Origin of the sequence: Streptomyces sp. NPDC093984, assembly GCF_044764595.1 — a bacterium.
GTDB lineage: Bacteria > Actinomycetota > Actinomycetes > Streptomycetales > Streptomycetaceae > Streptomyces > Streptomyces cynarae.
Window position 1 is genome coordinate 170,270 of the sequence record NZ_JBIWIM010000004.1, and the last position, 25,403, is coordinate 195,672.

Below are 25,403 nucleotides of genomic sequence, written 5' to 3' on the forward strand. Positions count from 1 at the left end.
CCATGCCCGCAGTCCTCGGACTGAACTTCCACCACGACACGGCCGCCGCGTTAGTCGTCGACGGCCGCATCTACGCGGCCGAAGAGGAGCGCTGGAGCGGCGTCAAGCACAACCACCCCACCCGCAAGGGCACACTCACGGCCCCGAACCGCGCGCTCCAGTGGTGCCTGGAGGCCGCCGGCATCGAACCGGAGGACGTGGACGCCGTCTGGGCCGCCTCCATGCGTCCCAACCCTGCGGCCGGCTGGTGGTTGGCCGAGGAGCAGGAGGAACTCGCCGCCCTCCTGCCCGCCCCGCTCGGTGAACACCTCCGCCTCCTCTCCCACCACACGTCCCACGTGCTCTCCGGCTACCTGCTCTCCGGGCACGAGCACGCCGCGGGCCTCGTCATCGACGCCGGCGGCTCCTCCCTGGGCTCCGACTTCGGCCCCGGCCGGGAGCGCATCACGGGATACGACCTGTGGCCCGATCGCATCGACCGCCTCCACCAGGGCATGCCCGCCATCGTGCCGGGCCCGGTCGGCCCCAGGCGCGTCCACTCATCCCTCGGGCACTTCTATCGGAACCTCGCCCGGCGGGTGATCCCACCCGGCGACGAGCCCGAAGGCAGCATGATGGCGCTCGCGGCCTTCGGCGATCCCCAGCGCTTCGGAACACACATCCGCCAACTGATCCGGCTCGGCGACGACGGCGAGGTCCGCATCGACCACCCGTGGGGTTCCGCGGACAGCAGCACACCGCTGCTCCTGGATGGACGGGCCTGGATCACCGACAACGTCGCGGAACAGCCGGAACACAAGCGTGCCGACCTGGCCGCCGCCGTCCAGGAGGTCTTCGCCGAATCGGTCGTCCACATCGCCCGCCACCTGCAACGACTCACTCGGGCCTCAACGTTGGTGTTCTCCGGCGGATGCGCCCTGAACTCCCACCTCAACGGCCAGCTGGCCGCCGACAGCGGCTTCGACACCCTCTTCGTCGCACCAGCCCCGCACGACGCCGGCACAGCCGTGGGCGCCGCGCTCTACGGCTGGCACTACCAGCTCGGGCAGAAACGCCTGCCGGTTCCCACCGACGCTGCCTGGGGCCCCGACCCGGGCGCGCTGCCGACGACAACGGTGCCGACCGGCTACCACGCCTTGCCCCACCTCGGGCCCGAACTGGCACCCACAGTGGCGGCACTGCTCGCCGAGCACCGCATCGTCGGCTGGGTGCAGGGACAGCTCGAATTCGGCCCGCGTGCCCTCGGCCATCGCTCGATCCTCGCCCACCCCGGTCACGCCGCCACGAGGGACCGACTCAACGCGATCAAGAAGCGAGCCGCGTACCGCCCGTTCGCGCCGGCCGTCCTCGCCGAGCACGCCACGGAATGGTTCATGTCAGCTGGCGACCCCTTCATGAACCGCGTCGCCACAGTCCGACGGTGCCGAGCCGACCACATCGCCGCAGTCACCCACCACGACGGCACCGCCCGCGTCCAGTCCGTCGCCGCCGACCACCAGGGCCTACGCGATCTCCTTGAGCAGTTCCGCGACCTCACCGGACTGCCACTGCTGCTGAACACATCCTTCAACCGCAAAGGCACCCCGATCCTGCGGACCGCTGAGCAAGCCGTGGCAGCAACGGTGGACCTACGCCTCGACGCCCTCGCCGTCGGGGACACCCTGCTGCTCGCCGGCCACGTCCCCGACCCTCGTGCCGCGTCCCTTCGTACGAGGTGAGGCAGACGAACCCCATCGATCTCGACCACGTCCTGACCGAGCTCGGTGCCGCCGCGTGGAGCCCGGACGAGCAGCCCCGCGCCCGCGTGGCCGCCGGCCTCGCGCTCACGGTGTACGACGGCCACACCCGCGACCAGGGCACGCCATACCTGGAGCACCCGCTGGCCGTCGTCAGGCTCCTGCGAACGGAGATCGGCGTCCGCCGCCCGGTGACCCTCCTCCTCGCCCTCCTTCATGACGCCTTGGAGGTGGCCCCTGAGTCGGAGGCACTGCTCGTCCATCACCTCGGCGGCCCGTTCACCGCCCGCCTGCGTGCCATGACGGCCGACCACCGCCTCGAACAGCGCCCCAAGTCCGTCGGCGACGAAACCCGCTGGCGCGCCAAGCAGGCCGCCCTCCCGCCCGAGGACCTCCTCGTCCGGCTCGCCGACCGCCTGCACAACCTGCGCGACCTCGCCGCGTCCCCGAACCTCGACCGGCGCCGACGGTTCCTCCAGACCCTGGGCGATTTCCACCTCCCCCTCGCCGACGCCGCCCGCGACCTCGGCCCCCATCTGGAGACCATGCACGCGCGACTGCACGCCGAGTACGTCCACCACATACAGGAGGTACGTCCGTGAAACGGGTCGTCTACTCGATGGAGCCGGTCGGCCGGACCGGCGGCCGGGTCTACCTACGAATGCTCCACGAGGTGACGGCCGACGACGTGGAATGGCGCACCGTCCCGGACCACAAGCGGACCTACCGGGTCCGCCGCTGGCGCAAGCTCCGCCACCTCGCCCGCCTGGCCCCTTCCATACGGGCGCTGCACGGAACCACCGGCACCTTCGTGTGGGACGACCTCAGCCTGCTGCTGTTCACACCCGAGATGCGCGCCCGCACGGTGTTCCTCCTGCACCACTACGAACCGCTCCAACATGACTCCGCCCCCATCGAGGCCATGCTCTGGGAGCGGCTGTTCCACGTTCTGCCGCAGTGCGCCGCCGTGGTGTGCGTCGCCCCGTACTGGGCCGACCAGCTCCGTGCCCGAGGCGTCCGCAACGTACGGGTGATCTACAACGCCTTCGACATGGCCGAAGTAGAGCAGGTACGCGGTTACGACCGGGCCGAGTGCCGCGCCGAGTTCGGCCTGCCACCTGACGTGATCGGCGTCTACGCGGGCAAGGCCGTGCACTGGAAGGGAACCGAGAAGGTCTCGGCAGCCCTGGCCGGCGTTCCCGGCCTGCGGGTGATCACCAGCGGCAGCAACACCATCGGCCTCGACGGCGCGCACTACGACGTCGAGCGCGAGCGGTACCTGCGTCTGCTGCTCGCTTGTGACGTCGGTGTCTTCCTCCCGCGGATGCGGGAGGGCTGGAGCCGCTGCGCCGCCGAGGCTTTACTCCTCGGCCTGCCCTGCCTCATCCGCCCGGTGGCCGGCCTGGGCGACCTCGCCGCGCTGGCTGGCCAGCCGGCCCCGGACCTCCGCCGCCTCCCTACACAGGTTCGGCAGCGCGCGGCGACACGCCACACCGAGGCCAAGGCGGCGTACGACGCCCTGGCCCGGTTCGACCTGAACTACTTCGGCAACGCCTGGGGCAACCTCCTGGCGCAGGTCGCCTGACCAGCGGCTAAGCCTGCGCGGCCAGCTTCTTGCTGGCGGCGTCCAGACGGGCCAGCACGCGGTCCCGGCCGAGCAACTCCATGGACTCGAACAGCGGGAGTCCGATCGTCCGGCCGGTGGCCGCGACCCGGATGGGCGCCTGGGCCTTGCCCAGCTTCAGCCCGTGCTTCTCGCCTACGGCGAGCAGGACGGCCTTCAGGTCGTCCGCCTTCCAGTCCGCGACGTCAGCCAGCTCGGCGCGGACATCCGACAGGATGTCGCCGGCGCCTGCCTTCATCGCCTTGTTCCACGACGCCTCGTCCTCGACCGGCTCGTCGAGGAACAGGAAGTCCACATAGCTGGTGATCTCGGAAAGCAGCGCCAGCCGGGTCTGGGCCAGGGAAGCCGCAGCCTCGAAGACATCCTTGTCGAACGCCTCCGGCCGCCACCGCGCGTACGGGGCCACGAGCCACGGCGCGCAGGCGGCGGCGAACCGCTCCGGCGACAGAGCGCGGATGTACTCGCCGTTGAACGCCGTCAGCTTCTTCACGTCGAAGAAGGCCGGCGCGGTGTTGACGTCCTCGATCCGGAAGAGCTGCTCCAGCTCCTCGTACGGCCTGATCTCCCGGTCGTCACCCGGGCCCCAGCCGAGCAGCATGAGGTAGTTCACCATCGCCTCGGGCAGGAAGCCCTCGGCGAGGTAGTCCTCCAGCGCCACCTTGTCCCGGCGCTTGGACAGCTTCTGCCGCTTCTCGTTCACGATCACCGGCAGATGCGCCCACACGGGCGGCTTGGCACCGAGCGCCTCCCACAGCAGCTGCTGCTTCGGCGTGTTCGACAGGTGCTCATCGCCTCGGATGACCTGCGTGATTCCCTCATCCAGGTCGTCCACGACGTTGGCGATCAGAAAGACCGGTGACCCGTCGCCACGGGCGATAACGAAGTCCTCGATCGCGCTGTTCGGGAACGCCGGCTCCCCGCGGACCAGGTCGACCACGACGGTCTCACCCTCGTCCGGCGTCCGGAACCGCAGCGCCCGCCCCTCCTCGAAGGCCAGCCCCCGGTCCCGGCAGAACCCGTCGTACCCGAGGTGCTCCGACCCCGTGCGCTCCTTCAGCTGCTCCCGGGTGCAGTCGCAGTAGTACGCCCGGCCGGCCGCGAAGAGCTGCTGAGCCGCTTCCCGGTGCCGGTCGGCGTTGTGCGACTGGAAGTACGGCCCCTCGAAGGCCGGGTCCTCGCCATGGATGCCGATCGCCGCCAGCGCGCTGATGATGCCCTCGGTCCACTCCGGCTTGTTCCGGGCCGCGTCGGTGTCCTCGATCCGCAGGACGAACCTGCCGCCGGACTGTCGCGCCACCGCCCAGTTGTAGAGAGCGGACCGTGCACCACCGACATGGAACATGCCGGTCGGGGACGGGGCGAAACGAACGCGAACCGGGGCAGTAGACATGCGCTCCAGGGTACCGACGCTGGACCTACGCCTCGGACCACTCGCCGCGCCCCCGCGCCAACGTTTTTCGGCCGTCCTTGTCCCTCGAACGCTCGGCTGGCCTTGTGTTGCCTCCCACAGCGCGATGAGGCCGCAGACGTGCGAAGAGCGGAGGGTGGGACGCACGATGGACTGAGGGTCTGCGTCACCCGTTGGAAGGAGTTCCGGACGATCGCAACGACGCTTGACCACTCTCTGCGACAGTTCAGTTACCTGGCGCGCATTACTTCCCGTTTTCGCCGTCGCCGTCGCACGCGGTGCAGCCCAGGGCCGCAAGCCGCCTCAGAGGACGAAACGGCGACGCGGATTCGAGGATCGTCCTGCCAGCCTGGCCAGCGTACATAGATGCCCTGCGGCGCGAAGACGACGGTTGCCTTGTCCTTACTGTTGCGGTCATGGCCTCGAAGTATGTCGTTATGCCCGGACAGTGAAGGCGACTTCGTAACCCTGAGCTGTGCGAACGTCCTCGTACACGACGGTTGGTCGCAGCCTGTTCCAGCGGTGTCCAAGGAGGAGAGCGAGCCCCATTGGGCCCGCAATAAAGAGGTGGATACGTGGAGTTGTACGGGTGGCGCGGCGAACGACGTCGCGGATGCCGATAGCGAGGGCATTGGCAGCTGCAGAGTCGGAAATGGAGCGATCTTTGGCCCCGCCGGGCGGGGTGAGGACGAGGAGCTTGGCGACAGGGGCCTGCTGTTCACGCAGGTACTCCAAGACGTCTTCGGTGGGGTCCGTAGCGACCGCGATCGCGACGGCGAGCTCCTCACCTTGGTCCAGGATGTGCTCCTGGATCGTCGGGGGTTGTGGGGCGTCGTACGGCTCGCTGGTGGACCAGAGCTGACCCCGTTGGAGGACAGCTAGGTCGGCGCCCGTGACCATACGGAAAGCGGCGCCGGTCAGGAAGGCGGGGGCCAAGCGGATACTGCCGGTGATAGAGATCGCGGCGGTCCCGAGTGGGAGGCGTGCGGGGGCAGCCTCGATGTCCGCCTGAAGCTGCGTCCACGTGGCAGGGGACAAGGGGCGACGCTTGGTGAAATCGTCTGGTCCATCGAAACGGTCGACCCAGTCGATTGCGTAGTCGGCATCGTCGGCCACCGGGTCCGGCTTGAGTGTGGCGATCGACAGGACGGCCCGAGCCGGGCCAGCCCTGAGGCCGAGAGTGTCAACGGCCGCCTTGACCATGTCCAGGGTGAGAGTGCGGTGTCCTGCACGGACCTGCTTGGCGACCCAATCGGCTCCACTGGTCACTGCGTGTTCATCGTGGCGCAAGCCGGCTACCGCCATGAGTAGTTGCAGGCGTTCCTGGACGTGGGTCTGGTCGCGGGCCAGATCGAAGCGGAGGACGGAAAGCAGCTCGCGGAGTTCTTCTTCACTCAGGCCAGCTGCCTCTGCGCAGCGAATACGGGCGGCACCAAGCGCAGATCGAGGCCCCTGGAGGCCCACTTTGGGCATCAGGAGCTGGCTGCGGGAGTCTCGAACGGCAACGAGTGGATCGGCCGGGTCGGGCGCGCGGTTGGTGGACAGAACGAGGTCGGCGGGCATGCCATCTGCCGTCAGCGTCCGCCACGCCTTGGCGATTTTCTTCAGGACAGATGGGCCGCCGTCCTTACTGGGTTTGGTCAGGTACTCCTCGTTGACGGGGGTGGCACTGTCGACGGTGTACTTGACCTGGGTGTACGTGTGCGGTGGTCTGCGGCGCAGAAGGACGACGTCATCAAGGTTTCCAACGCCGTCCAGCTCCACTCCCACCGAGACGACAGGGTTCTCGGATCGGGCCGCGTTTTCGCGCAGAAGTGCCAGGCAGCCTTCCCACGCAACGAGCCATTGGTAGTGGTCTCCGGCGATCCTGACGCTGGTGGGGCTCGGGGCCGGCAGAGGTTCCATCAACACTCCTCGGTAAAGACGGGGCTGGGCTTCAGCTGTTCGGCGAGCGCGAGTAGGTCTTCGTCGCGCACAGGGCGGTCGGGGAAGGCATGTAGGACGGCGGCCGGGACCAGCCGCTGGGTGAGATCGGAGAAGGTATAGCCGGGTCGGCCGGTGCTGGGGCCGGTGACAGCGACGAGCTTGTCGACGGTCTCGGGCCGGATGCCGAGACCGTCCAGGGCCTGGGCAAGGACAGCGTGGCGCTGCTGAGCGTCGGGGCGGGTGAAGGTAAAGGTGGCGGCCGCGCGGCGCATGACTGCTGGGTCGAGGGCGCCGACGCGGTTGGTGCACAGCACGACGATGACCGGGATCTTGGCGCTGGCAAGGCTGTCGATTCCGGCAAGGAATGCATCGACTCCGGCGCGATCCTCGTGGTGCATCTGTTGTGCCTCGCGGGACTGGACGAGGGCGTCGGCTTCGTCCACGACAAGGATCAGAACCGAGTTCACCCCGCGTGTCCCCTGTGCGCGGCGCCCCTCAGCATGCAGGTGCGTGAAGGCGTCGCCGATAAGGGCGGTCATCTCGCCGACCAGGCCGCTGCCGCGGGTGGCAAGCTTGAGCCGGTAGAGGAAGACGGGCAGATCTAGCTGGTCAGCAAGGTCGCAGCCGAACGACTCGGCGAGTGCGGACTTGCCGGAACCGACATCACCAGCGAAGACGAACAGAGGGGCACGATCGGCGAACAGCGTGAGCGCAGCGACGTCCCCACCGTGGTGCCTGTCGGCCCACATACTCAGCAACCGTGGGTCTGCGAGCAAGGCGGCTTCCTTCCGCAAGCGCGCCTTCATGCTGTCGAGGCCGACCAGGCGGTTATACCGAGCTCGGCGAACAGGCTCGGGTAGTTCGATCACGGGGTGGAACAGGTCGTCCTGGCTGGTCACTCGGTCTTCCTCCTGCTGTTCAATCGAATTCAGAAAGCCGCGTAGACGTCACGGGTGACACCCGCACCATTGCGGGCATAGCCCTGGCCGGCCGTGGAGGTACCGGAAAGGGCACTCGGAGCGGGGGCCCCTTGCCGAGGAAACGGCAGGGCCTCCTTGACCTTGGTCTGCTCGGTGCTAGAGAGGGTCAGGAACTTCTGGCTGTACGTGAGGTAGCTGTAGAAGTTGTGGCCACTGACCTCAGCCGCCCGGGGCAAGCTGCCCGGCCGGCCGTCCGTGAGCTGCCCACCGAGGGTCGCCTTGTAACGAAGGCGCAGCTTCCACGCGTTACTCGCGGCGTCCCGGAACCCGTAGTCGACCGTGTCCAGGTAGCCGTCACGCAATAGCAGGGCGACCTCCTCGACGTACTCTTCGATGTCGTCGAGGCTGGGCTTGCCGTAGTAGTTATGGAGCAGACGAAGGTCGGCACCGACCTTCGCTCCGACGTACCGGGCATCGGTGATGGTGAAGGACGCCGATCTGGCGTACGTCCCGGTCATCGTCACGCCCCTTGGAAAGACGGGCCGAACAGCTCACGCCACGCGTCGTTCGCCTCACCCTTGGTCGGTGCGCCAGCGGCCCATGCGACGGCTTCGAGTGCCGTGTTGGCGTAGTCGACGAGTCGCTGGCGGTGGTACTCGGTGTAGCTGGAGGCGACGTTGTTCTCAGGGTTGACGGGGTCCCAGACCTGGATGGGATCCGAGGACGAGGCGACGGCGTCTGCCTCGTAGTAGTCCGTGAACGCGATCGGGGTCTTCAGGCCGGTGACCGCGATGTAGGACAGAACCTGCTCGATGGCGCGCGGGTAGTCGTTCACCTGTAGCGGCTCGCCGTTCCACCCGTGCTCCCACAGGTGAGCGACCAACAGTTCGAGAAGGAAGCTCTTACAGCGCAGGTCGGGGTCGTTCCGCTTGCCCTCACGGATCCATGCCTTGAGCAGCCGGATCAGCTCGGTGTAACCGGGCCCTGCAGCGTCCGGATGCTTGCGTTTCTCGATGAACCTCAGGTGCAGAGTGACTGAGGTCAACACCTTCTCGCCTTGACGAGTGATCAGATGACCCCGGTCGTCGGGTTCTCCGGTGTAGAGGACCGGCGCCACGTCAATCTTCAGGCCGGAGCCCCGCAGGGTGATCCCCACCGCATGCTGGGAGATGACAAAGTCCTCTGCGACCTTCGTCTTTCCGTATACCTCAATACACCGGTCTCGCAGCCACTCCAGCAGACCGGCCTCGTCCACGTCCGTGTCCGCCACGCGCACGTACGCCGCGACGTCCGCGTCGGAACCTTCGCCCCGACGCCGCCGGATTGCCGTGTGCTTCGCCGTGCTGCCTGAGGCCCGGAGCTTGACGAGGTCGTAGTCAGGGTGTTCGGCGATGTATGTCTCCAACCGCTCCCGAAGATGCCTCACCTGCCGGCGGCGCCCCTTCGCATCCCCACCAGGCACGTTCACGTTGCTTTCCGCGAAGCCTGCCAAGACCTTGTGATCAACATGGCGCTCGCCGGCCATACCGCCCACCCTTCGTCCATGCGGGCTAACCCCCGCGAATCATCTCTATCACCCGGCACTGACAGTCGAGACGCCACAGAAGGTGATCGAATTTTTGTGCGAGTTTCCACCCATCACTTGGCACAGGGCCGGCCATCAGGACCGCGAACACGCTGACCGCACAACGACATTGAGGAAGCTAAGGTGGAGTGCATCGTCGAACGAGGGAGTTCCAGCGTGGACCCAATCACCGCAACAGCCCTCACCGCGCTGGCCAGCAGCCTCGGCAGCGAAGCTGGGCGTCAGACATGGCAAGGACTCACCGCGCTGGTCCGGCGCCCGTTCGAACGAGCCGCGACACAGGGAACACAAGACGACATGACACCCCAGGTCAGCTCCGGCGAGTTGGAAGTTGCCGCGCTGGCAGGAGACCCTTCCGACCCGATGCGTGCGCAGGCCCTAGCCACCGCTCTCGGCGTACGAGCAGCCCTGGATGGCGAGTTCCGCGTACTTCTCGATGAGTGGTGGCAGCGGGCACAGGCCAGTTCCTCGGGCGGCGAAGTGCACAACAGCGTCAGCGGCGGCATTCAGAATGGCCCAGTGCTCCAAGGCCGGGACTTCTCAAGCCTCACCTTCAACATGACGCACACCACAGCCTCCTCCGACAGGGACTGATCGGGGGAGGCTGGGCGGAGCCCGCAACAGCGTGGCACCCGTCGGGCAACCTGGGCGGGTCAGCCAGCACACGCCGCCCGGAACGCCATGAGCGTGTCAGTCAGCTTCTGCCTGAATCGGCCCCGTCCTTGTCCGGGGGCTGCCACGGCGGCCGTGATCACACGCTCGACTTGCCTAGCAGATGTCGCCAGGAGCACGAGGGGGCCCTTCTTGAAACTGGTGCCGATGCCAGCTCCCCTCAGATCCCGGAATCCGAGCGTCTTAGCAGGGGGTTCCTGATCGATCGACCCGGGGGAATCACTCAGACTGCGCGTTCAACCAAGCCTCCATAATCATCGACGCCTCCTTTTGCTCGGACGCAGACTGTTCCAGATCTTCTTCCCATGCCACGCGGCTAAACAATCCCCTCTGCCGCCATTCATCCAACGGCGCTTCGAGGTCCTCACCATTAGCCTCGTCGAGAGCGCGCTTTGCCGCGCTGTAGACCAACCGCAATTCGGCACCGACGACATGGTAGTCATCGTGTTCCGGAAGAAACCGCTCATGCAGGGGCAAATTTCTGTCTACCTCGACGTATCCGAGGTAACTGGTAACAGCTTCACGCATCGCCTCGTGCAGATCCGCCGCCTGCTCCTCACTGAGCCCAGAAACGGTAGCGACAGCGAGATTGCAGGACCGGATCAGAGTAGTAAGCCCAGGCACCGTGAGGGATTTCCAGAGTGCGGGTTCCCGAGCAAGGAAATGAGCAGCGAGGTCAGCGGCCGCAACACCATTACCGTCGAAGAGTAGACTCGCGACGGCCACACCCAGATCACGCCGATACTCGGGGACGACTCGCGAGACCTGGGTCAGCACATCTCGGTCGATCTGCCCAGGCAGCAGCACCTCATCTTCATCCAATAGTAGAGCGACACTTCTGCGGCTCATGGTTTCCCTCCCCTGCAATTGAACCCCGTAGGGCTGCGATGGCTCCAAACTTGACAGTTCGTTACGAAAGTCCGCCAACGTCAAACCAGGTGGCTCCGGAAGAACAGATTGCTTCATATAATCAAACTGAGCCTGCATCAAGGTCTCCGGCTGCCCGAACACAAGCGCGGAGATCCGAATGTGCCCCTCTTCCGATACCGACGCCACAGTTCCGATACCCGAGAAGACCAGCGGCTCCCGAGCAGCTTCATGGAGCGTTGTATTCGCCGTCGCCGTCGTCAGCCAACGCGGGTCGAAGGTGATGACCACCTTTCTTTCTCCGGCACGGAAGACGAGGTGAGGATCCTTGGTCAGGACTCCAGTCGGCTCTTTCAGCGGAACCTCTGGCGGGTTGCTGCAGCGCATAGCACTTTCGAAGGAGACCAGAAGGCCACGATGCACCTTCTCTGCCGTACGCTCGCAGAGCGTCACCGCCTCCGCGTCCCATGTTTCAAACAAGGGGCGAACGATCCCGACGAACTCCCCAGGCGCCATCCCCTGCCCGCCAAACGGTCTCGTGCTGTCGAGTCCAGCTCTCCGTGCCGCAGCCGCCACCGCGTTGCCCTGCGTGAGCATCACCACCCGTGGCAGGTTGACCAAGTCGACACTGGCGAACCGGGCTCGCCAGATCTGTGACGACCTGCGCAATTCCTCAGCGAGGGCCTCGTCGGTATTCATGGCTACCGACAGCGGGCCCGTCATTTTGATATTCACGTCGCCGTGGATCGCCCCTGCTTGGATGGCCGGGCCCGCCACCTGCCCAGAGAGCTCGTTTCTGACATCAGACGGCCCCGGGGAGGCGCCTTCTCCGCCCCCTACTTGCTCCACTACTGCCTCCCGCTCCTTCTCACGCCGCGTGATCAACCCACCTGACAGGCAGTAAACACCATCTGCCTTACGCACAAAGGGTGTTCAGCACGTCCCGAAGGCTGCCGACCTGACGCAAGGCAAGGCCGCTCGTAGCGGCCACGGAGGAGCGAACTTCCACCCCAGGGCCAACGGCGAACTGGTCACCGTGAACAGCCCGCCGAACTCACGCCACAGGGGCAGCCAACGGTGCTGGTCTCAGTTCTGGTCTCATTCGCCCCCGTTCGGCCCCGTCCGGCTGGGGCCACCCCGAACGCTCCGCCGCAGTCCAAGACTCCCCCGACCAGCGCCGAACCCCCGGACGAACATTTGGAAAGCACGTTGAGGGCAACCCTCTCACCAGTTCGAATCTCGGATCCGCCGCATCGCCGACCTGGGCACACGGAAGCCCAGGCTGCTCAGCAGCCTGGGCTTCCGCGATCTTCCGTCTCAGTCGGATGCGGGCATGAGGCGCTGGACGGGGCCGCCGCCCAGACGACCGAAGCCACCGAAGGCCGACCCCTATGGCCGCCGGCTTCGAGGCCGTCTGTCAGGCGACAGCCGCAGAGCACGTCCGCCCCAGCCAGCACCTCCAGATACTGCTCCAGACCGTTCACCCGGTGCCGCACACTGCACCAACGGATGACTGCCTATCCACACAACCGGGGAATGCCGTCACCGGCATGCTGACTATCCCGTTAGATCTCCTTAAACGTCCCGTTTATGCCGAGTTCTTCTAGGCGCTGCTGGATCTGCTCAGCCTCATCGGCCTGTATCACCAACTGGAGTGTTCCCTGCAGATAGCTGATCTGCCGTTCGTCTAGGGCCACGTAGAACGCCCGGAAGAGTGCGGCGAAACCGTCGGCACTGTCGGCGTTGGCCAGGAGGTTCTTGGTGAACGAGAAGGCGACCTGCCGGTCCCTAACCTGTTCCGTTTTCGGAGATTGGTCCGGACTCGGCCTGTCGGTCTCCCGCTGCCGGGGCACGCTTGGTGTGTCGACCCCTGAGCTGCCGGGCTTGCGCGGCGAGCCATTGTCGACGGTGCCGTCGGCGCTCACGAAGCATGGACCTTCGTGAACCGGCTGGTCGCAGTCGGCGCACGTCTTGGGTTGTGGCTTGGCGAGGCGCAGGCCCGTGCTCGCGAGGTTGACCTGCCCCGGTGCTGTGACCTCCACCTCGGTGCCCGCTCCGTCGACGATGCTCAGCAGGCCCTGGCTGACAGCATCGTAGATCGCCTGCTGAAGGTCGCGGTCACCGCCGTACAGCAGCGGCAATCGTGGGGCGCTGTAGAAGGCGGCTCGGATGTCGGAGAGGGTCTTGCCGTAGTCGTGGTCGCGAAGGTTGTGCAGGAGAGCCTTGGCGCTGAACTGGCCAGTGTCGAAAACCTTGTCCCGAGCAGCGAGGCCCTTCCAGACGAGCATGCCGTCGAGGGCGGTGATGTTGTCCTTGTCGAACGTGAGCTGGTCGAGGTACCGCTCCCCGTCCGGATCGGGCTGGGCAAGGTAGGCGACATGCTGGTACGCCCGCTTGAGCGCCTTCTCCAACTGAGTCTTGGCCTCGGCAAGCTCCTTGGCGCCGATGGTCTTGAGCTCGTCGTCGTTCTGGATCTCGGGAGCCTGTAGAGCCTTCTGCCTCGCTAGGTACTCCACCGCCAGGTTGCGTGCCAGGGCTCGCTGCTGGGTGTTCACCACTGCGTATACCGCACTGCTGGCCCACTGGACGGGGAGCTGCTGGGCACCTTGCCCGAGCCCCATGGCGACGGTGAGAGCCTCAAGGGTCGGCTTCTCCATGCCGTTGCGCAGGCTGTACTGCGCGGGGTCCAGCACGATGAGCCGGGTGGTGTAGGCGGTGTCCAAGCCTGCGGTGGCAAGGACGTCGGCAGGACTGCGTTGAGGGTCCGCCGAGACGAACTGCACCTCCCGGAAGGGGCCGTTGCTGGCCAGTCGCTTCGAGATGGCGGCGATGACCTGATCACGCTCGGCTTCGGTGATGGTGCGCCGGATGTTCTTGACCAGCATGCGGTGGGTGAGACGGGTGGACAGGAAGTAACGGGCCGGCTTGTTGTTGCCCTGGCCGGGAGTGATGTCGAGAGCGCTCATCCCTCGGTTCGGGTTGACCAGCTCATCGACGACGCCGTCGGCGTCGGTGACGGTGTACGTGGTCTCCGGCACGCTGGTGGCCGCCTTGACCTCAGGAGCACTGGCTCCGCGGCCCCGCCCCGGGCGCAGGGTGCCGACAACACTCGCCAGGAAGATAAAGGTGGCCGCACGTTCAGCTGCGCGTGGATTGTTCGTGCCCCAAGTGCTGGGTGGCCGTTCAAGGTCCTGGCGGCGCGCTGCACCTGACGAGCCGTCGTGGTTGATAACTTCGATCTCGGCCAGGCTCCGGTAGTTCGCGATGGTGCGGTCGTCCTCCACCAGGCCGCTGCCCAGGAGCGCCTCCCGCACGGTGCTGTCCGACAGTGGCAGGTCTCCGGGCCCTATGAGTGCCGGCACCCACTCGCCTGCCTTGCCGCGCTGCTGCAGGGCATAGACCGTGGCGGCGAAGATGCGGATCGTGGACCGGACCCGCTGGAAACCGGCGACCTTGCTCCACTCTTCCTGCGCCAGGCTGATCAGCATGGGGTGGAACGGGTAGCAAGCTGTCATCTGCGTGGGCCAGTTGCGGCGCCACGCGGCTCCGATCGGATCCCAGACCTGCTTGCTCCACGTCTTGTCCGTCAGCACGTCCTCGTAGAGCGCAGCAGTCGCGGCGAGCACCTCACCGGCGGGCTCGGCGTCGAACAGCCGGCGGCGGAGGATGTCGGCGAAGTCACCCACGCCGGTCACGGTGGTCGGCAGGCCGTTGCGGTCGAGCTGGCTGTTCAGGTCGTCGCGGCGGGCCTGAGCGGCGGGCGAGAGCGCAGTCTTGTCGATGTCTGAGGCGATCATCACGACCAGCATCGAGACGTGGGGGACATCGTTGACGGCATCGAGCAGTGCTCGTAGGAACGCCATGTCCTGGGCCGCCAGGTCGGTCTGGTTCGCGCCATCGAGCCCGTTGCCGATGTAGTCGAGCACCTCGTCGATGATGATCAGAACGGGTCGGTTCACCGCGCTGATGGCCTCAGCGATCTTGTGCTTGTCGCTCCAGAACCGCCGGTAGCGCTCGAAGAGGGTGTAGTCCTTGGAGAACAGACGCCACAGGAAACGCTCATAGAGGTTGACCGCAGGCCCGTCGAGCTCCTGTACCCCGGCCCCCGGGGTCATGTTGTCGCAGGGCAGCACGACGACATGCGGACGTCCGAGGTCACTGGTAAGCGGGTGCCCCACCCTGGCCCTCGCGCGCTCGATCACCTTTTGACCGAGCTCGGTTCCCAGCAGGGCCCCTGGATTGGCGGCCAGATGGTAGGCGCCGATGCACGCGTGCGACTTACCGCCACCCATGCCCTGGTCGAGTCGAGTGACTGCTCGGGCTTTCAAGTAGTCGTTGCCACCACCGATGCGGACGGCGATTTCGCTGAGCAGGTCGATGAGCCGTTCGGTCGGGTGCGTGATGTCCCCGTAGTAGTCGGCGTCGGCATAGGGTGGCCGGTCGGCTCCTGTGGCGTGAACGGCCCGGAACAGCGACATCTGTACGTCATCGATCTGCCCGGAGGCACTGCGGATCTCCTGGCGGAGCTTGAGCGCCTTCCACCACGGCGTCACGCTGGTCGTCATGGCTGCTCTCCTGGGCTGGTGGATATGAGGATCACGGGGGTGAGGGTGGTGTTGGTCGTCATCACATGAGCCGCAACTGGACGTCGTCGATCAGTTGGAGCTGGGCCTTTTCGTAGTCGCTCGCAGCAACGGCCTCAGCGGCACTGACCACGCCGGGCCGGTTGCGCAACACGCGGGTGAAGCGGACGGAGTCCGGGTCGTTGTCGGGAAGCCGGTCTGCGAGGAACTGGACGGCGGCCCACAGGAAGGTGTCGTCGGCCGCGTGCTCTGCGGCCGCCAGTACCTGCCCCATGGCCTGTAGGCCCTCCTCCGAGGCAGCTGCGAGCGCGAGGGCGATGTCGATCACGGTCGAATCGCCGTCGATCTTGCCCTTGTAGTCCCGTGAAGCGATGAACCGCACGCCCTTGTCGGCATCAGGGACCAGGTCGCGTATCGCTGCCAGGTCGAGTGAGGAAGCCAGAGCCTGCCAGCGCAGTTCGGACTTCGCCCGGATCTGGCGGTTGTAGAGCGTGATCCACCACAACGCGAACCGCGTTCGAGCGTCAAAGGTCTCCAGCGGCTGGTGGTTGATCTCGACAGCCATGGCCTCCTGAACTGCAGCTCGCGCCAGCGGAAGAAACGTGTAGATGTCGACGGGTTCGCCCTTGGCGTCGAGGATCTCGCTGTAACGGCCGACGACCTCCATGGCGGGTCCGGCAGCGGCCATCAGCATGTCCGCCGGCGCCAAGCCCCACCGCTCCCAGTCCGGGTAACGCCGCTTGATCTCGGCCTTGATCTCGGCCTCGACCGCGCCCTTGCGCCCGGGGGATCGTCCGGGCGCCATGGGGCGGCACGACATGGTCAGGGTGGTCTCGATGTTCGCCTTGCCCTGGTGGTTGCTGGCCTCGGTGTTCGCGGGCCAGGACCCCGTCATCACCAGGCCGGCCTTCTCGATGGCCGCGAGCAGGCGCTGCCAGACCTCCGGGTCTCCGGATCCGAACACGATAGTCACCAGTCCGTCGTCGCGGACCACGCGACGCATCTCGCCGAACGCCTGGGCGATCTTCGTGTCGTAGTGCTCGCGAGTTCGATGCTCGTTGGGCGCCTCTCCACGGACCCGCTTGACGATGATCTCTTCCGACTTCTCCTGGCAGCCGTGCTCGTCGGAAGTGACGACGAGCTCGGGCCAGGTGCTGTGCAGGGCGCGCTTCAGCCATGCGTAGATCAGATCGGAGGAGTCGGCATACGCGATCATCTCGTCGTACGGCGGGTCGGTCACCACAGCGGTGACGGATGTGTCCCGCAGGTTCATTGAGGTAGCCGACCCCCGCGTCACGTTGACCGGCGTCCCCTGGATATCCGCCATCAGGTTGGAGAGCGTCGACATGCTGCTCTTGCACAGTGACGACCACGATCCCGGACCCGTCCCAATCCCCACCTCGAAGAAGTCCTGGGAGAACACAATCGACCCCTGGTTCGCGTAAATATCGTGAACCTTGTTGAGCTTTGGATCGAGAGCACAACCACGTGTAGCCCTCCGGAGCTTCCGCGCGACGACCGCCCCTGCGTAACCACTCAGAGCTCGTGCGTAGTCAGCGCTCACCCCCGCCTTGTACATGAGTTCGTTGGCCACCTCGGCAATGGACCGGGTGAGCATGACGAAGGCCAGGGTCTGCCGATCACACATGAAGTCGCCGTAGGTGCGCGCCCCATAGATGGAAGGCCCGATGATGTTGTTGTTGCCCGGTGCGATCCGTTCGTCGGGTACGGCACTCAGAAAGGGGCTCGGGTCGGACAGCTCACGTAGTGCCGCCGGCGTTGCGGCGACAGCCTCGAGCTCCGCCTCGGTGGGCTCCCGATACTCCTTGCCGAAGTCGTCCGAGTGGTCGGCCACCACTAGGAGCATGTCCGTGGCGCGCCCCTCGTCGGTGAGTCGGCGATGCACATCGAGTGGGTGTACATGGCTGCAGAACGGACAGATCGCCGACTTCCCCGGCAGCGTCCGACCCTCAGCCGTACGAGCGCGTGTCAGCGTTGGGGTACGCCTTGGAGGTCCCTCGTGCACCACCGGTGCGCAGGTTCCAGCAGCCGGGTCGGCTTCGATGTAGAACGACTGGCCGGGATCATTGACAGGCGGGGCGCCCTTGCGGCCACGTTTCTGACTCGGCCGTCGCAGCTCGTACGAGCCGACCAGAGGGAACCGGTTGCCGCACTCCTGGCACGGTATGGCGATGGCCCACAGATACCCCCACGGTCGTTTGCCGTTGACCTCGGGGTAGTAGTCCGCCATGGCTGCCGTCCACCGGCGTCCCACCTCATCGAGAGTGGCGCGAACGTCAACAAGCAGCCGGGGCCGGTCGTCGTAGAGAGCGTCGCTCTCCTCGGCGAACGGCAGGCTCGGCTCCTGAGACCAGTCCCGGAAGGGGAAGTCGGTGAGAAGTGAGCTGGCCAGCACCGCGACCGGGCTGTAGTCGACACCGTGGGCTTCAAGCCCAAGCCGCCCCGCCTCGAGCGGGATCATTCCGCGCCCACTGAACGGGTCCAGGACCGATGCGCCCTCAGGGTTCGCCTTGAGAATCTCGTCGTGGAGTGACTGCCAGGCGGTGTAGCGCCCGGACATGGCTGTGTGCACCAGCCCTTGAAGACGCTGTTGCTCGGCCTGATCCTCTGGCCAGGGCAGCAGCGAGCAGAGCACCGCTGCCTTGGCCTGTGCGACAGGACGCTTTGCGAACCACGGAAACAGCCCGATCTCGGTCGCACCGCTTCCCCACCCCGCTGAACTGTTCACCGAAACCTCGGCACAGGGGAACCAGCGTTCGATCATGCGGGTCATGCGTTGCTCCCGGGGGCGTTCTTGAGACTGCTGCCCGGGACGCGGAACACCGCGTTCCCGGTCATGACGTTCGCGAAGAGGGTGGCGGGGTCCTGATAGGCGCCGAAGAATCGGCCCTTGCCGTCGGCACACTGGTCGATGACGTACAGCCAGTACTCCTTGCGGTGCTGGGTAGCGATGAGGACTTCGTTGCCAGTCATCCGAATGCCGTCGCTGGCCGCGCTGCCGAGCACGCCCTTGACCTCGACATGGCGGACCTGGCTGTGGCGGCGGGCCTCCAGGTCGTAACCGCGGCCCTCGGTATGGACATCGGCCACTGTCCAGCCGTCATCCTCAAGGAGTTGCTGCACGCGTCGCATGGAGACCAGTTCGGCGCCGATCTCGGCCTGGACACTGATGTCGGCAGTGGCCAGGACCCGGATCCGACCCACCTGCTTCGGTTCGGTCAGCTGCACGTCTGCGAGCCGCTCGAGCTCTTCGAGGCGCTGAGCGGTCTGGGCCTGAAGCCGGTGCCTCAGCTCCAGCCGGGCAGCGCGATCATCGATGCGGTCGGTGAGGCTCAGTGGCAGGTTGGTCAGGTCACGGCGGGCTTGAGCGAACCAGTCGGCGCGCACCTTCCGGTGCTCTGCGACGGTCGCGGCGGCCACTCGTCGGGCAGCTGTGAGCGCGTGTCCCTCCCGGGCCGGATGCGGTGCGCTGCCGTTCTGGTCGGTGGGCACGAGGTTGGCCAGGGACTCCCACCTCACCGGGCGGGCGGTGCCGCTGTCGTCAACCTTGATCAAGGTGGCCCATACGCTGGCGCGCTTGCCGTTGCTCTCCGTCATCGTGGCCTCGTACGCGTACAGGTCGTACGGGGTGAGGCTGGTGGGATCTGCCGCGGCGCCGGACTGGTAGAGGTCCTCGGCCAGGGTGTGCTCGGCTATGTCAATCAGGTCGCTGAAGCCGGGCTCCCCGGGCCCGAGGGTGACGGTGTCGCCGACATCGATGCTCTCCGAGGCTTCGCGCACCACGTCCCCGCTGGTGGCAACGTGAACCTCGTTCCGTCCGCCCAACGTGGCCGGAAATCTTGCCTTGCCGCTCCGGGAGAGCCGCCGGAACCCGGGCCCGGCCGCGGTGGGCGTGGACTTCAGCACACCGGCCGCTGCGAGCCGATCGAGATATGCCTCGACAATGGCAGGGTTGATGCGTGCGAATAAGTCACGCTGGAGCAGCGTCAGCGCAGCCACCGCGTCCACCTGGCTGGCAAGGCGCCGCTCGTTGTCCCGTACTTTCCGGGCCGCCCGGATGAGTTCCTGGGCCTGGACCGCCTGGACGGCGTCGATGGCCTGCTGTTTCTTCAGCTCGTCGTTGCCGTAGAGGTCCGACAGCCACTTGTCGTAGTCAACGCCGGTCATTTCGGCGACCACCGACAGGCTATCGAACATCTGGCCGCGCAGTTCGTTCGCGGCCGTGACGAAGTTGTCCAGGAGGCGCAGCAAGGTCACGCCTTCCCGGGTGTCGGTGGCGACCAGGTTGTAGAGGTAGACGTCGCGCTGCTGACCCACGCGGTGGATGCGGCCCATCCGCTGTTCGAGGCGGACCAAGGACCATGGGATGTCGTAGTTCACGAGCACGTGCGCGGCCTGCAGGTCGATGCCCTCGTTGCCGGCATCGGTGGTGACGATGATCTGGAACTCGCCGCGCATGAATGCCTTGCGCGCCTCGTCACGTTCGGTCTTGCTCTGGCGGCCGGAGTAGAGCTGGGCGGTATATCCCTGGTCCTGGAGCCGCCGGGCGATCCACTCGGCCGAGTCGGCATACTCGGTGAAGACCACGGCCTGATCAACGTTTCCAGGGTGAATCCCGTGGGGGGCCAGGCAGTCGTCGGTGAGCCGCTTCCACTTCGACGGCTGCCAGCGTGCGTCGTTGAGCGTTGCCTCGATCTGCTGCACGAGGCTGTTGATCGCAGCTCGCTCCGCCCTTGTAGAGGCCGAGACCGTATGGATCACCTTCGCCTCGTCGACCTCGGCCTCGTCACCGTGGTCCTCGCGGTCGGCGATGAGCGCCGCCTCAGCCTCGCTCATCGCCCCCATGTGCTCATGCCGCCGGCGCAGCGTCTGGGCCAGAGCGTAGAGGCTGGAGGCTGCTCGCTTGCCGTAGACCATGCGGGCAAGCGGCTGCGCCACCGGAGGGAAGAACCGGTCGACCATTTCCAGGGCGGCCTTGTAGAAGCCGTACTCGGTCTGCGACAGCGGGACGCTGTGGTTGTGGGCCGTGCGGCCCTTGAACAACCGGGTCGTGCCGTCGTAGTCGACCAAGTCCTCCTTCATCCGCCGCAAGAAGTGGATAGGGCCAGGGCGCAGGGCACTGAGCTCGACGTTAGGGTCGCTGCCCGGATCCGGGTAGATCTCCGGGTCGACCAGGTGCAGCAGGTGCCGGAAGAGCCACTCCTTGCCTCGGTGGGGCGTTGCCGTCATCAGCAACGCCCGCGGTGTGTTCTTGGCCAGCAGCCGTCCGACCTGGTGGAATCCGGCGGCAGTCGGAGTCAGCCGGTGCGCTTCGTCGAAGACGACCAAATCCCAGCCAGCCTTGTCCGGCCGGATGGCGTCCTGTACCGCGGGATTCACCGCTGCTAACTCGAGCGAAACCACCCACAGGTCGTTGGAGTTCAGGGCGTCCTCACGCACCGTGGCTGAGGTCAACTGGCGCAGACCGCCCCCCAGCAGCCGCTGGAAGTCGTCCACCCACTTCGTGGCGAGGTTCGCCGGGCACACGATGATCGCCCGCTTGATCAGGCCGAGCCTCTGCATCTCACGCAGGTACAGACCGGCCATGATCGTTTTCCCGGTACCCGGCTCGTCGGCCAGGAGGAAACGCAGCAGGGGCTGGGGAAGCATTGCCCCGTAGACGGCCGTCGTCTGGTGCGCGTACGGCTTCAGCGGTGTGGCTGCCATCGCGCTGGACTCGGCGTTGGTCGCCGCGGCGTTCATCCACTGTGTCCACATGGCCGCCAGCACACGTGCGGAGTCAGCCTTCCCGTCGCTGACGAGAGGCCGCACGGTCTCCGTGTCTCCAGCTGCCAGATTCACTTCGTGACGACGGTCTTCGTCGTCGACCAGGATGAGGTCCCATGACCCCGGTTGATCTCCGGGCAGGGCGAACCTGACCGTGGCGAACTCCGGTACGCCAGCGGCCTGGACCCTTACTCTCTGACCACGCTCAAACGTGTCTGGGGCCTGCATGCTTATGCGTCAGCCTCAAGACTCGCCGGAACCCAGCCGAGACTGGCCAGGAGCCAACCCACCGCACGTGGATAAGCCATGCCCTGGTCCCTCCCCCTCGGCCAGCCGCGGTTCCCCCACCTGCGACTTACTAATGGAATGTCAAATTACTGTATTTCGTTGCTACTTCCAATACGAAGAGCACGAAGGGGGTCGCGCGGGCGCGACTCCGCCCCCCGTAGCCACGGGCGCAAGGGGCGGTTGGAACAGATGCGGGTCGGTCGGTCAGGGCAGCACGAGCGACAGCCAGGCGGCAGCCTTCCCTGACGGCCGCCTCGCGTTCCGCCTCCAGTCCGGCGCAGGCGCCCCCGCTGCCACTGAACGCACGTAACTGAGTTCAGCGATAGCAGGCTTTCAGCCGGATCTCCTCACTTGACGCCCTTGCGCGCAGGTGGGCCGCCTATGACGGTGCGGTTGGGGTCTCCGATTCATACCTCGCCCACACGCCCTCAAGGCGCTATGCTCCGGTCTCAGGCGACCACGCTCGCCGTTACGTCGGACCTGGGTTCCTCCCGCAACTACCCAGGGTTGAGGGCGCAAAGTGCCGCCGGGCGCGCGTGATTGAAAACTGCCGTTCCTCCTATGGGGCGCAGTGGGCGGGAGCACTGATACGCGCCCACCGGGAGCCGGACATGACGCTCGACAGGGACATCGCCGCACTCGCACGCCGTATCCGGCGCGAGTCCGGGGACGTCATCCCCTTCCAGCAGGCACGGTTGACCGCCGCGCGCGAGTTGGGCGGACTCCCCGTCCACACCATGGCACCCAAGGAGCGGATCTCACTTCGCGTCCAGTACACCGGGGAGAGCAAAGCCGCTGCCCGATCCGCGATCAGCAGCGACACCCGCGGACTGGGCCTGGACGACTGCTCGGACGACCAGCGCGCCTTCCGGGCCCTACTAGCGCTCGCGCTTTTCAACGGCAACGTGTACACCGGTCCGACTGCGAAGTGGAACTACTCGGTTGTCGCCTCGTACGACCCAGTGATGTCGCCCCGCAGGGACCAGTTGGTGATGGTGGCGGAGCGCGCCCCGGAGAACGTGGCCACCCGGCTGCTGGCCAACGAGGGGGCCGACTCACGCGGCGTCCCCGGACTACGGCACGAGGTCAGCTACACGTGCCATGGGCAGCGCTCCGTCTGTCTGCGCCATCTGCCCACCGGTGCACTGCTGACCATCACCGGTGACCCGGCCGGATGTCGGCGCGGCAACAGGCGCAGCCTCGTGCCCCGGCACCCCTATCTCACGCTGGACAACGACCTCACCACGCAGGAGCGCCGCGCACTGGCAGCGGTCCCCCCGATCTCGGGAGAGGCCACCACTCTGCTGGCAGGTCTCGTTTCCCGCTACAACCTGGTTGATCGGCGTGGCCACTGGGCGACCAGTCTGTCCTGGGATCCTCTGGAGCGCTCCGGAGTCGAGCGCCGGAAGGAACCAGAAGTGATCCGGCACGGTCCCGTACGTCGACTCTGGGGCGCCGGCGACTCATGGGAGTACCGCTGGACCGGCTATCCCGAACCTCGCGACCTGGCTCTGGCCCTGACCCACCGGGAAGCCGGGGTCAAGGGTGCCGGATTTACCCGCCACGGTGACACCTACCGAGTGGTGCTGGGCACCGCCTCGCTCGACCTGTGCGATGGGAAGGGCTGATCCATGCCGTTCCTCACCGACCACCCGGGGTCCGCACCCGTGCTGGTGGCTGCCGTTGTCTTGGGGGTCCTCCGCTTCACGTTCCCGAAGGACTCTCGCCACCGCCTGGAGCTCTGGAAGGCCGTCCTCGAACACCGACGTCAGCGTTGGCAAGTGACAGAGTGCCGCCGCGAGGCTGGAAGCTCCGAGAAGACTGGCCAACCGAATCGTCCTGCTGGAGCGGCGCTACGCGGCGGTCACCGATCAGCCCGGCCGCCCGGCGGCACCACTCCCCTCGACGTTGAAGAATGATTATTCCCAGTCGCCTGATTGATCGTCTCAGGATGGATTGGGTGCGAGGCTTGGCTGTCAAAATGCGACCGAGCTCGCAGGACGTAATCACGGAGCAGCCGCAGGCCATCGCACCGGCCCCGCAGGACCTCCCGGAGGTGTTCTCTGTCGTGTACCGCAGGGCCGAGCGCGTTCGCAGCCAGGGAGACCGAACGAAACGAGTGGTCCCGGAAAGGCCGCATCTTGCGTGATCCGTCCGAGCCTTTCGACGCCGCTCGCGACCACGCGCTGGTCACCGAGCTAATGCGCAAGCTCGACGGCACACGCTGACCGCTTCCTGCTGGGAGCCACCTGGGAGCCAAGCCGCTCCCCGAGCCCCTTCCAAGCCACGCCACACCAACCGAGCCCACCCATCTGACCTGCGGGAACGCCATCGCGGCTGGCAGGATCACCAACCGAACCTCATTCGGGACGAAGAGGTCGTGGGTTCAAATCCCGCCACCCCGACGCTGGTCAGAGGCCCATTCACGTGATCGTGAATGGGCCTCTGACGTATGTGCAGCAGCGGAGTACAGCAACCGCTATGAATCTTGCTGACCGTCCATGTCCGACGGCTCTTCCTGCTTGCGCTTCCCCCTCTTCTTGCCATCCTTCTGCTTGCCGCCGCCCAGCGCCTTCCCCAGCTTCCGGAGGGCCCGCCGGGTCTCCGACGAAGGCACGTGGTGTTGCGGCGGACGAGAAGTTGCCCGGCGGGCAGGCGGTGCCGGGTCCCGAGGCCGACGTCACCGCCGGGTACACCGGCCCGTCGGCGCGGTCGAACCGTACGCAATGTTCGCCTCGGCCACGGGGGCCGCGATCGGCCGACTGCTGTAAGCGGGTGGCCTCCGTCGTGCACTGTGCGGTGGTCCCGGCAATCCTGGAGATGTGCCCAGCGTCCCCTCCCCGAACGGCGGCACCGCGCAGCACCGTCCGGACCGGGCGCGAACCGACTACGCGGGTGCGATCTACGGCGCGCTCCTAGCCGCGTCCGTCATAGCCGGGACCGGAGCATTCGGGCCGTTCCCCCGCCTCGACCTCGTACTGTTCCTCCTCGTCACCGGCATCGTGTTCTGGGCCGCGCATGTCTACGCCCGTCTGGCCGGGGAGCGGGTGCACGGGCAGTTCCTGAGCTGGAGCGAGGTACGCCATGTGGCCCGGCACGAGTGGCCGATGGTCCAGGCCGCCGTTCCCCCGGCCGTTGCGGTGGCGATCAGTCCCCTGCTGGGGCTGGGACTTGCCGGAACGGCATGGTTCGCACTGGGGGTCGCCCTGATCGAGCAGGTCGCGTGGTCGACCGTTGCCGCCGTTCGCGCCGGGGCCTCTCGCCGACTGGTCGTGGTCTCCGGTCTGGTGAACCTGGCGCTCGGCCTGATCATCGTTGGCGCCAAGTCGACCATCCATCACTGATGCCGTCTTCCGCAGGGGCTGAGAAAGGGCTCCACGAGAAGAACGCTCCGAGCACGCGAGGAGAGGAGACCTGTGGTGCCGAACGATCCCATCGCGGCGGTGGTCCAGTACGTCGCTGCCTTCAACCGCGGTGACGCGAAGGCGATGGCCGCGACGTGCGCTGACCCGATGCAGATCCTTGACGGGATGGCACCGCATGTGTGGCAGGGACCGACAGCCAGCGAAGACTGGTGGAGGGACGTGCTTACCGAGGGTGCGCACCTGGGGGCCACTCCGGCCTGCTACGGCTTCACCGTCATCGCGAAGGTCAAACCGGGCACGGCCGACGCCGTGCGGGAGTACGGCCACACCCTGGCCAAGGCGTTGGAGGAGGACCCGTACCTTCTCGCGCCGTTGAAGCTGCACTATCTGCGCTGGGTTCTCTCCGACGACGACACTGCTTCATGTATCACGGGATCTTCGACACCGACTTCGACAAGTACACCGAGGACGCCATCGCCCTTTTCACAAAGGCGGGCGTGAGCACCGTGTTCGAGAATCTCGAAGGGTTTCCCGAGGACTGGCGGACGAACCCGAAGCGTTCGTGCGCTTCGTACGAGAACACCAGTGCCCGAGCTTCATCGAGTACGGGGAGTATCCGTACGTGACGGCGGAAACGAGATC

16 protein-coding genes are annotated in these 25,403 nt (G+C 66.4%); 7 read left to right on the forward strand and 9 right to left on the reverse strand.

Annotated features, from left to right (window positions below):
* Nucleotides 1-2 precede the first annotated feature (2 nt).
* From ACIRC0_RS16815 to ACIRC0_RS16825, 3 genes are read left to right on the forward strand one after another with little or no spacing between them, the layout of a single operon-like run.
* Nucleotides 3-1,718: a carbamoyltransferase gene (locus ACIRC0_RS16815; protein ID WP_403616855.1), complete on the forward strand. Its 1,716-nt coding sequence runs from the start codon at nucleotides 3-5 to the stop codon at nucleotides 1,716-1,718.
* Nucleotides 1,715-2,338, forward strand: a complete 624-nt coding sequence (locus tag ACIRC0_RS16820) for an HD domain-containing protein (protein ID WP_403616858.1) — start codon at nucleotides 1,715-1,717, stop codon at nucleotides 2,336-2,338. Before ACIRC0_RS16815 ends, ACIRC0_RS16820 begins: the two co-directional genes overlap by 4 nt.
* The gene (locus ACIRC0_RS16825; RefSeq protein ID WP_403616861.1) at nucleotides 2,335-3,321 is read left to right on the forward strand and encodes a glycosyltransferase; all 987 of its coding nucleotides are present in this window, start codon (nucleotides 2,335-2,337) and stop codon (nucleotides 3,319-3,321) included. The genes ACIRC0_RS16820 and ACIRC0_RS16825 overlap by 4 nt, the downstream gene beginning before the upstream one ends.
* Before the next feature lie 7 nt (nucleotides 3,322-3,328).
* On the opposite strand, the gene gltX is transcribed toward ACIRC0_RS16825, so the two are convergent.
* The 5 genes from gltX to ACIRC0_RS16850 all read right to left on the reverse strand — a co-directional run bounded on the left by gltX (nucleotide 3,329) and on the right by ACIRC0_RS16850 (nucleotide 9,139).
* Nucleotides 3,329-4,702: a glutamate--tRNA ligase gene (gltX, locus tag ACIRC0_RS16830; RefSeq protein WP_403617349.1), complete on the reverse strand. Its 1,374-nt coding sequence runs from the start codon at nucleotides 4,700-4,702 to the stop codon at nucleotides 3,329-3,331.
* 501 nt (nucleotides 4,703-5,203) lie between these two features.
* Nucleotides 5,204-6,673: an SAVED domain-containing protein gene (locus tag ACIRC0_RS16835; RefSeq protein WP_403616863.1), complete on the reverse strand. Its 1,470-nt coding sequence runs from the start codon at nucleotides 6,671-6,673 to the stop codon at nucleotides 5,204-5,206.
* Nucleotides 6,673-7,593, reverse strand: coding sequence for an AAA family ATPase (locus tag ACIRC0_RS16840; protein WP_403616866.1), 921 nt, complete (start codon nucleotides 7,591-7,593; stop codon nucleotides 6,673-6,675). Before ACIRC0_RS16840 ends, ACIRC0_RS16835 begins: the two co-directional genes overlap by 1 nt.
* Nucleotides 7,594-7,622: 29 nt before the next feature.
* Entirely contained in the window at nucleotides 7,623-8,132 is a 510-nt protein-coding gene (locus tag ACIRC0_RS16845) for a hypothetical protein (RefSeq protein WP_403616869.1), read from the reverse strand.
* Nucleotides 8,133-8,134: 2 nt separating this feature from the next.
* Nucleotides 8,135-9,139: a CBASS oligonucleotide cyclase gene (locus ACIRC0_RS16850; RefSeq protein WP_403616871.1), complete on the reverse strand. Its 1,005-nt coding sequence runs from the start codon at nucleotides 9,137-9,139 to the stop codon at nucleotides 8,135-8,137.
* A 216-nt stretch (nucleotides 9,140-9,355) separates the two neighbouring features.
* Here ACIRC0_RS16850 and ACIRC0_RS16855 point away from each other — a divergent pair, with 216 nt between their 5' ends.
* Nucleotides 9,356-9,793, forward strand: a complete 438-nt coding sequence (locus ACIRC0_RS16855) for a hypothetical protein (RefSeq protein ID WP_403616873.1) — start codon at nucleotides 9,356-9,358, stop codon at nucleotides 9,791-9,793.
* A 297-nt stretch (nucleotides 9,794-10,090) separates the two neighbouring features.
* On the opposite strand, the gene ACIRC0_RS16860 is transcribed toward ACIRC0_RS16855, so the two are convergent.
* From ACIRC0_RS16860 to ACIRC0_RS16875, 4 genes are all read right to left on the reverse strand, one after another.
* On the reverse strand, nucleotides 10,091-11,587 hold the full coding sequence (locus tag ACIRC0_RS16860) for a hypothetical protein (RefSeq protein WP_403616876.1): 1,497 nt from the start codon (nucleotides 11,585-11,587) through the stop codon (nucleotides 10,091-10,093).
* Nucleotides 11,588-12,303: 716 nt separating this feature from the next.
* Nucleotides 12,304-15,303 (reverse strand): DUF499 domain-containing protein, encoded by a 3,000-nt coding sequence (locus ACIRC0_RS16865; protein ID WP_403616879.1) that lies wholly within the window; start codon nucleotides 15,301-15,303, stop codon nucleotides 12,304-12,306.
* Nucleotides 15,304-15,364: 61 nt separating this feature from the next.
* Entirely contained in the window at nucleotides 15,365-18,115 is a 2,751-nt protein-coding gene (locus ACIRC0_RS16870) for a DUF1156 domain-containing protein (RefSeq protein ID WP_403616882.1), read from the reverse strand.
* Nucleotides 18,112-21,336: a helicase-related protein gene (locus ACIRC0_RS16875; protein WP_403616884.1), complete on the reverse strand. Its 3,225-nt coding sequence runs from the start codon at nucleotides 21,334-21,336 to the stop codon at nucleotides 18,112-18,114. Before ACIRC0_RS16875 ends, ACIRC0_RS16870 begins: the two co-directional genes overlap by 4 nt.
* Before the next feature lie 671 nt (nucleotides 21,337-22,007).
* On the opposite strand from ACIRC0_RS16875, the gene ACIRC0_RS16880 reads away from it, so the two are divergent.
* The 3 genes from ACIRC0_RS16880 to ACIRC0_RS16890 all read left to right on the forward strand — a co-directional run bounded on the left by ACIRC0_RS16880 (nucleotide 22,008) and on the right by ACIRC0_RS16890 (nucleotide 25,262).
* Nucleotides 22,008-23,024 carry a hypothetical protein gene (locus ACIRC0_RS16880; protein WP_403616887.1) on the forward strand — a complete coding sequence of 339 codons (1,017 nt, stop codon included), beginning with the start codon at nucleotides 22,008-22,010 and terminating at the stop codon, nucleotides 23,022-23,024.
* A gap of 1,194 nt (nucleotides 23,025-24,218) precedes the next feature.
* Nucleotides 24,219-24,740, forward strand: coding sequence for a hypothetical protein (locus ACIRC0_RS16885; protein ID WP_403616888.1), 522 nt, complete (start codon nucleotides 24,219-24,221; stop codon nucleotides 24,738-24,740).
* Nucleotides 24,741-24,815: 75 nt separating this feature from the next.
* The gene (locus ACIRC0_RS16890; protein ID WP_403616891.1) at nucleotides 24,816-25,262 is read left to right on the forward strand and encodes a hypothetical protein; all 447 of its coding nucleotides are present in this window, start codon (nucleotides 24,816-24,818) and stop codon (nucleotides 25,260-25,262) included.
* Nucleotides 25,263-25,403 lie beyond the last annotated feature (141 nt).

Excerpts from the sequence above, each read along its gene's own strand:
- ACIRC0_RS16880 (WP_403616887.1), top strand. The coding sequence starts at position 22,008 with ATGACGCTCGACAGGGACATCGCCGCACTCGCACGCCGTATCCGGCGC.
- gltX (WP_403617349.1), bottom strand. The coding sequence starts at position 4,702 with ATGTTCCATGTCGGTGGTGCACGGTCCGCTCTCTACAACTGGGCGGTG.
- ACIRC0_RS16845 (WP_403616869.1), bottom strand. The coding sequence starts at position 8,132 with ATGACCGGGACGTACGCCAGATCGGCGTCCTTCACCATCACCGATGCC.
- ACIRC0_RS16875 (WP_403616884.1), bottom strand. The coding sequence starts at position 21,336 with ATGCAGGCCCCAGACACGTTTGAGCGTGGTCAGAGAGTAAGGGTCCAG.
- ACIRC0_RS16815 (WP_403616855.1), top strand. The coding sequence starts at position 3 with ATGCCCGCAGTCCTCGGACTGAACTTCCACCACGACACGGCCGCCGCG.
- ACIRC0_RS16865 (WP_403616879.1), bottom strand. The coding sequence starts at position 15,303 with ATGACGACCAGCGTGACGCCGTGGTGGAAGGCGCTCAAGCTCCGCCAG.
- ACIRC0_RS16850 (WP_403616871.1), bottom strand. The coding sequence starts at position 9,139 with ATGGCCGGCGAGCGCCATGTTGATCACAAGGTCTTGGCAGGCTTCGCG.
- ACIRC0_RS16870 (WP_403616882.1), bottom strand. The coding sequence starts at position 18,115 with ATGACCCGCATGATCGAACGCTGGTTCCCCTGTGCCGAGGTTTCGGTG.
- ACIRC0_RS16835 (WP_403616863.1), bottom strand. The coding sequence starts at position 6,673 with ATGGAACCTCTGCCGGCCCCGAGCCCCACCAGCGTCAGGATCGCCGGA.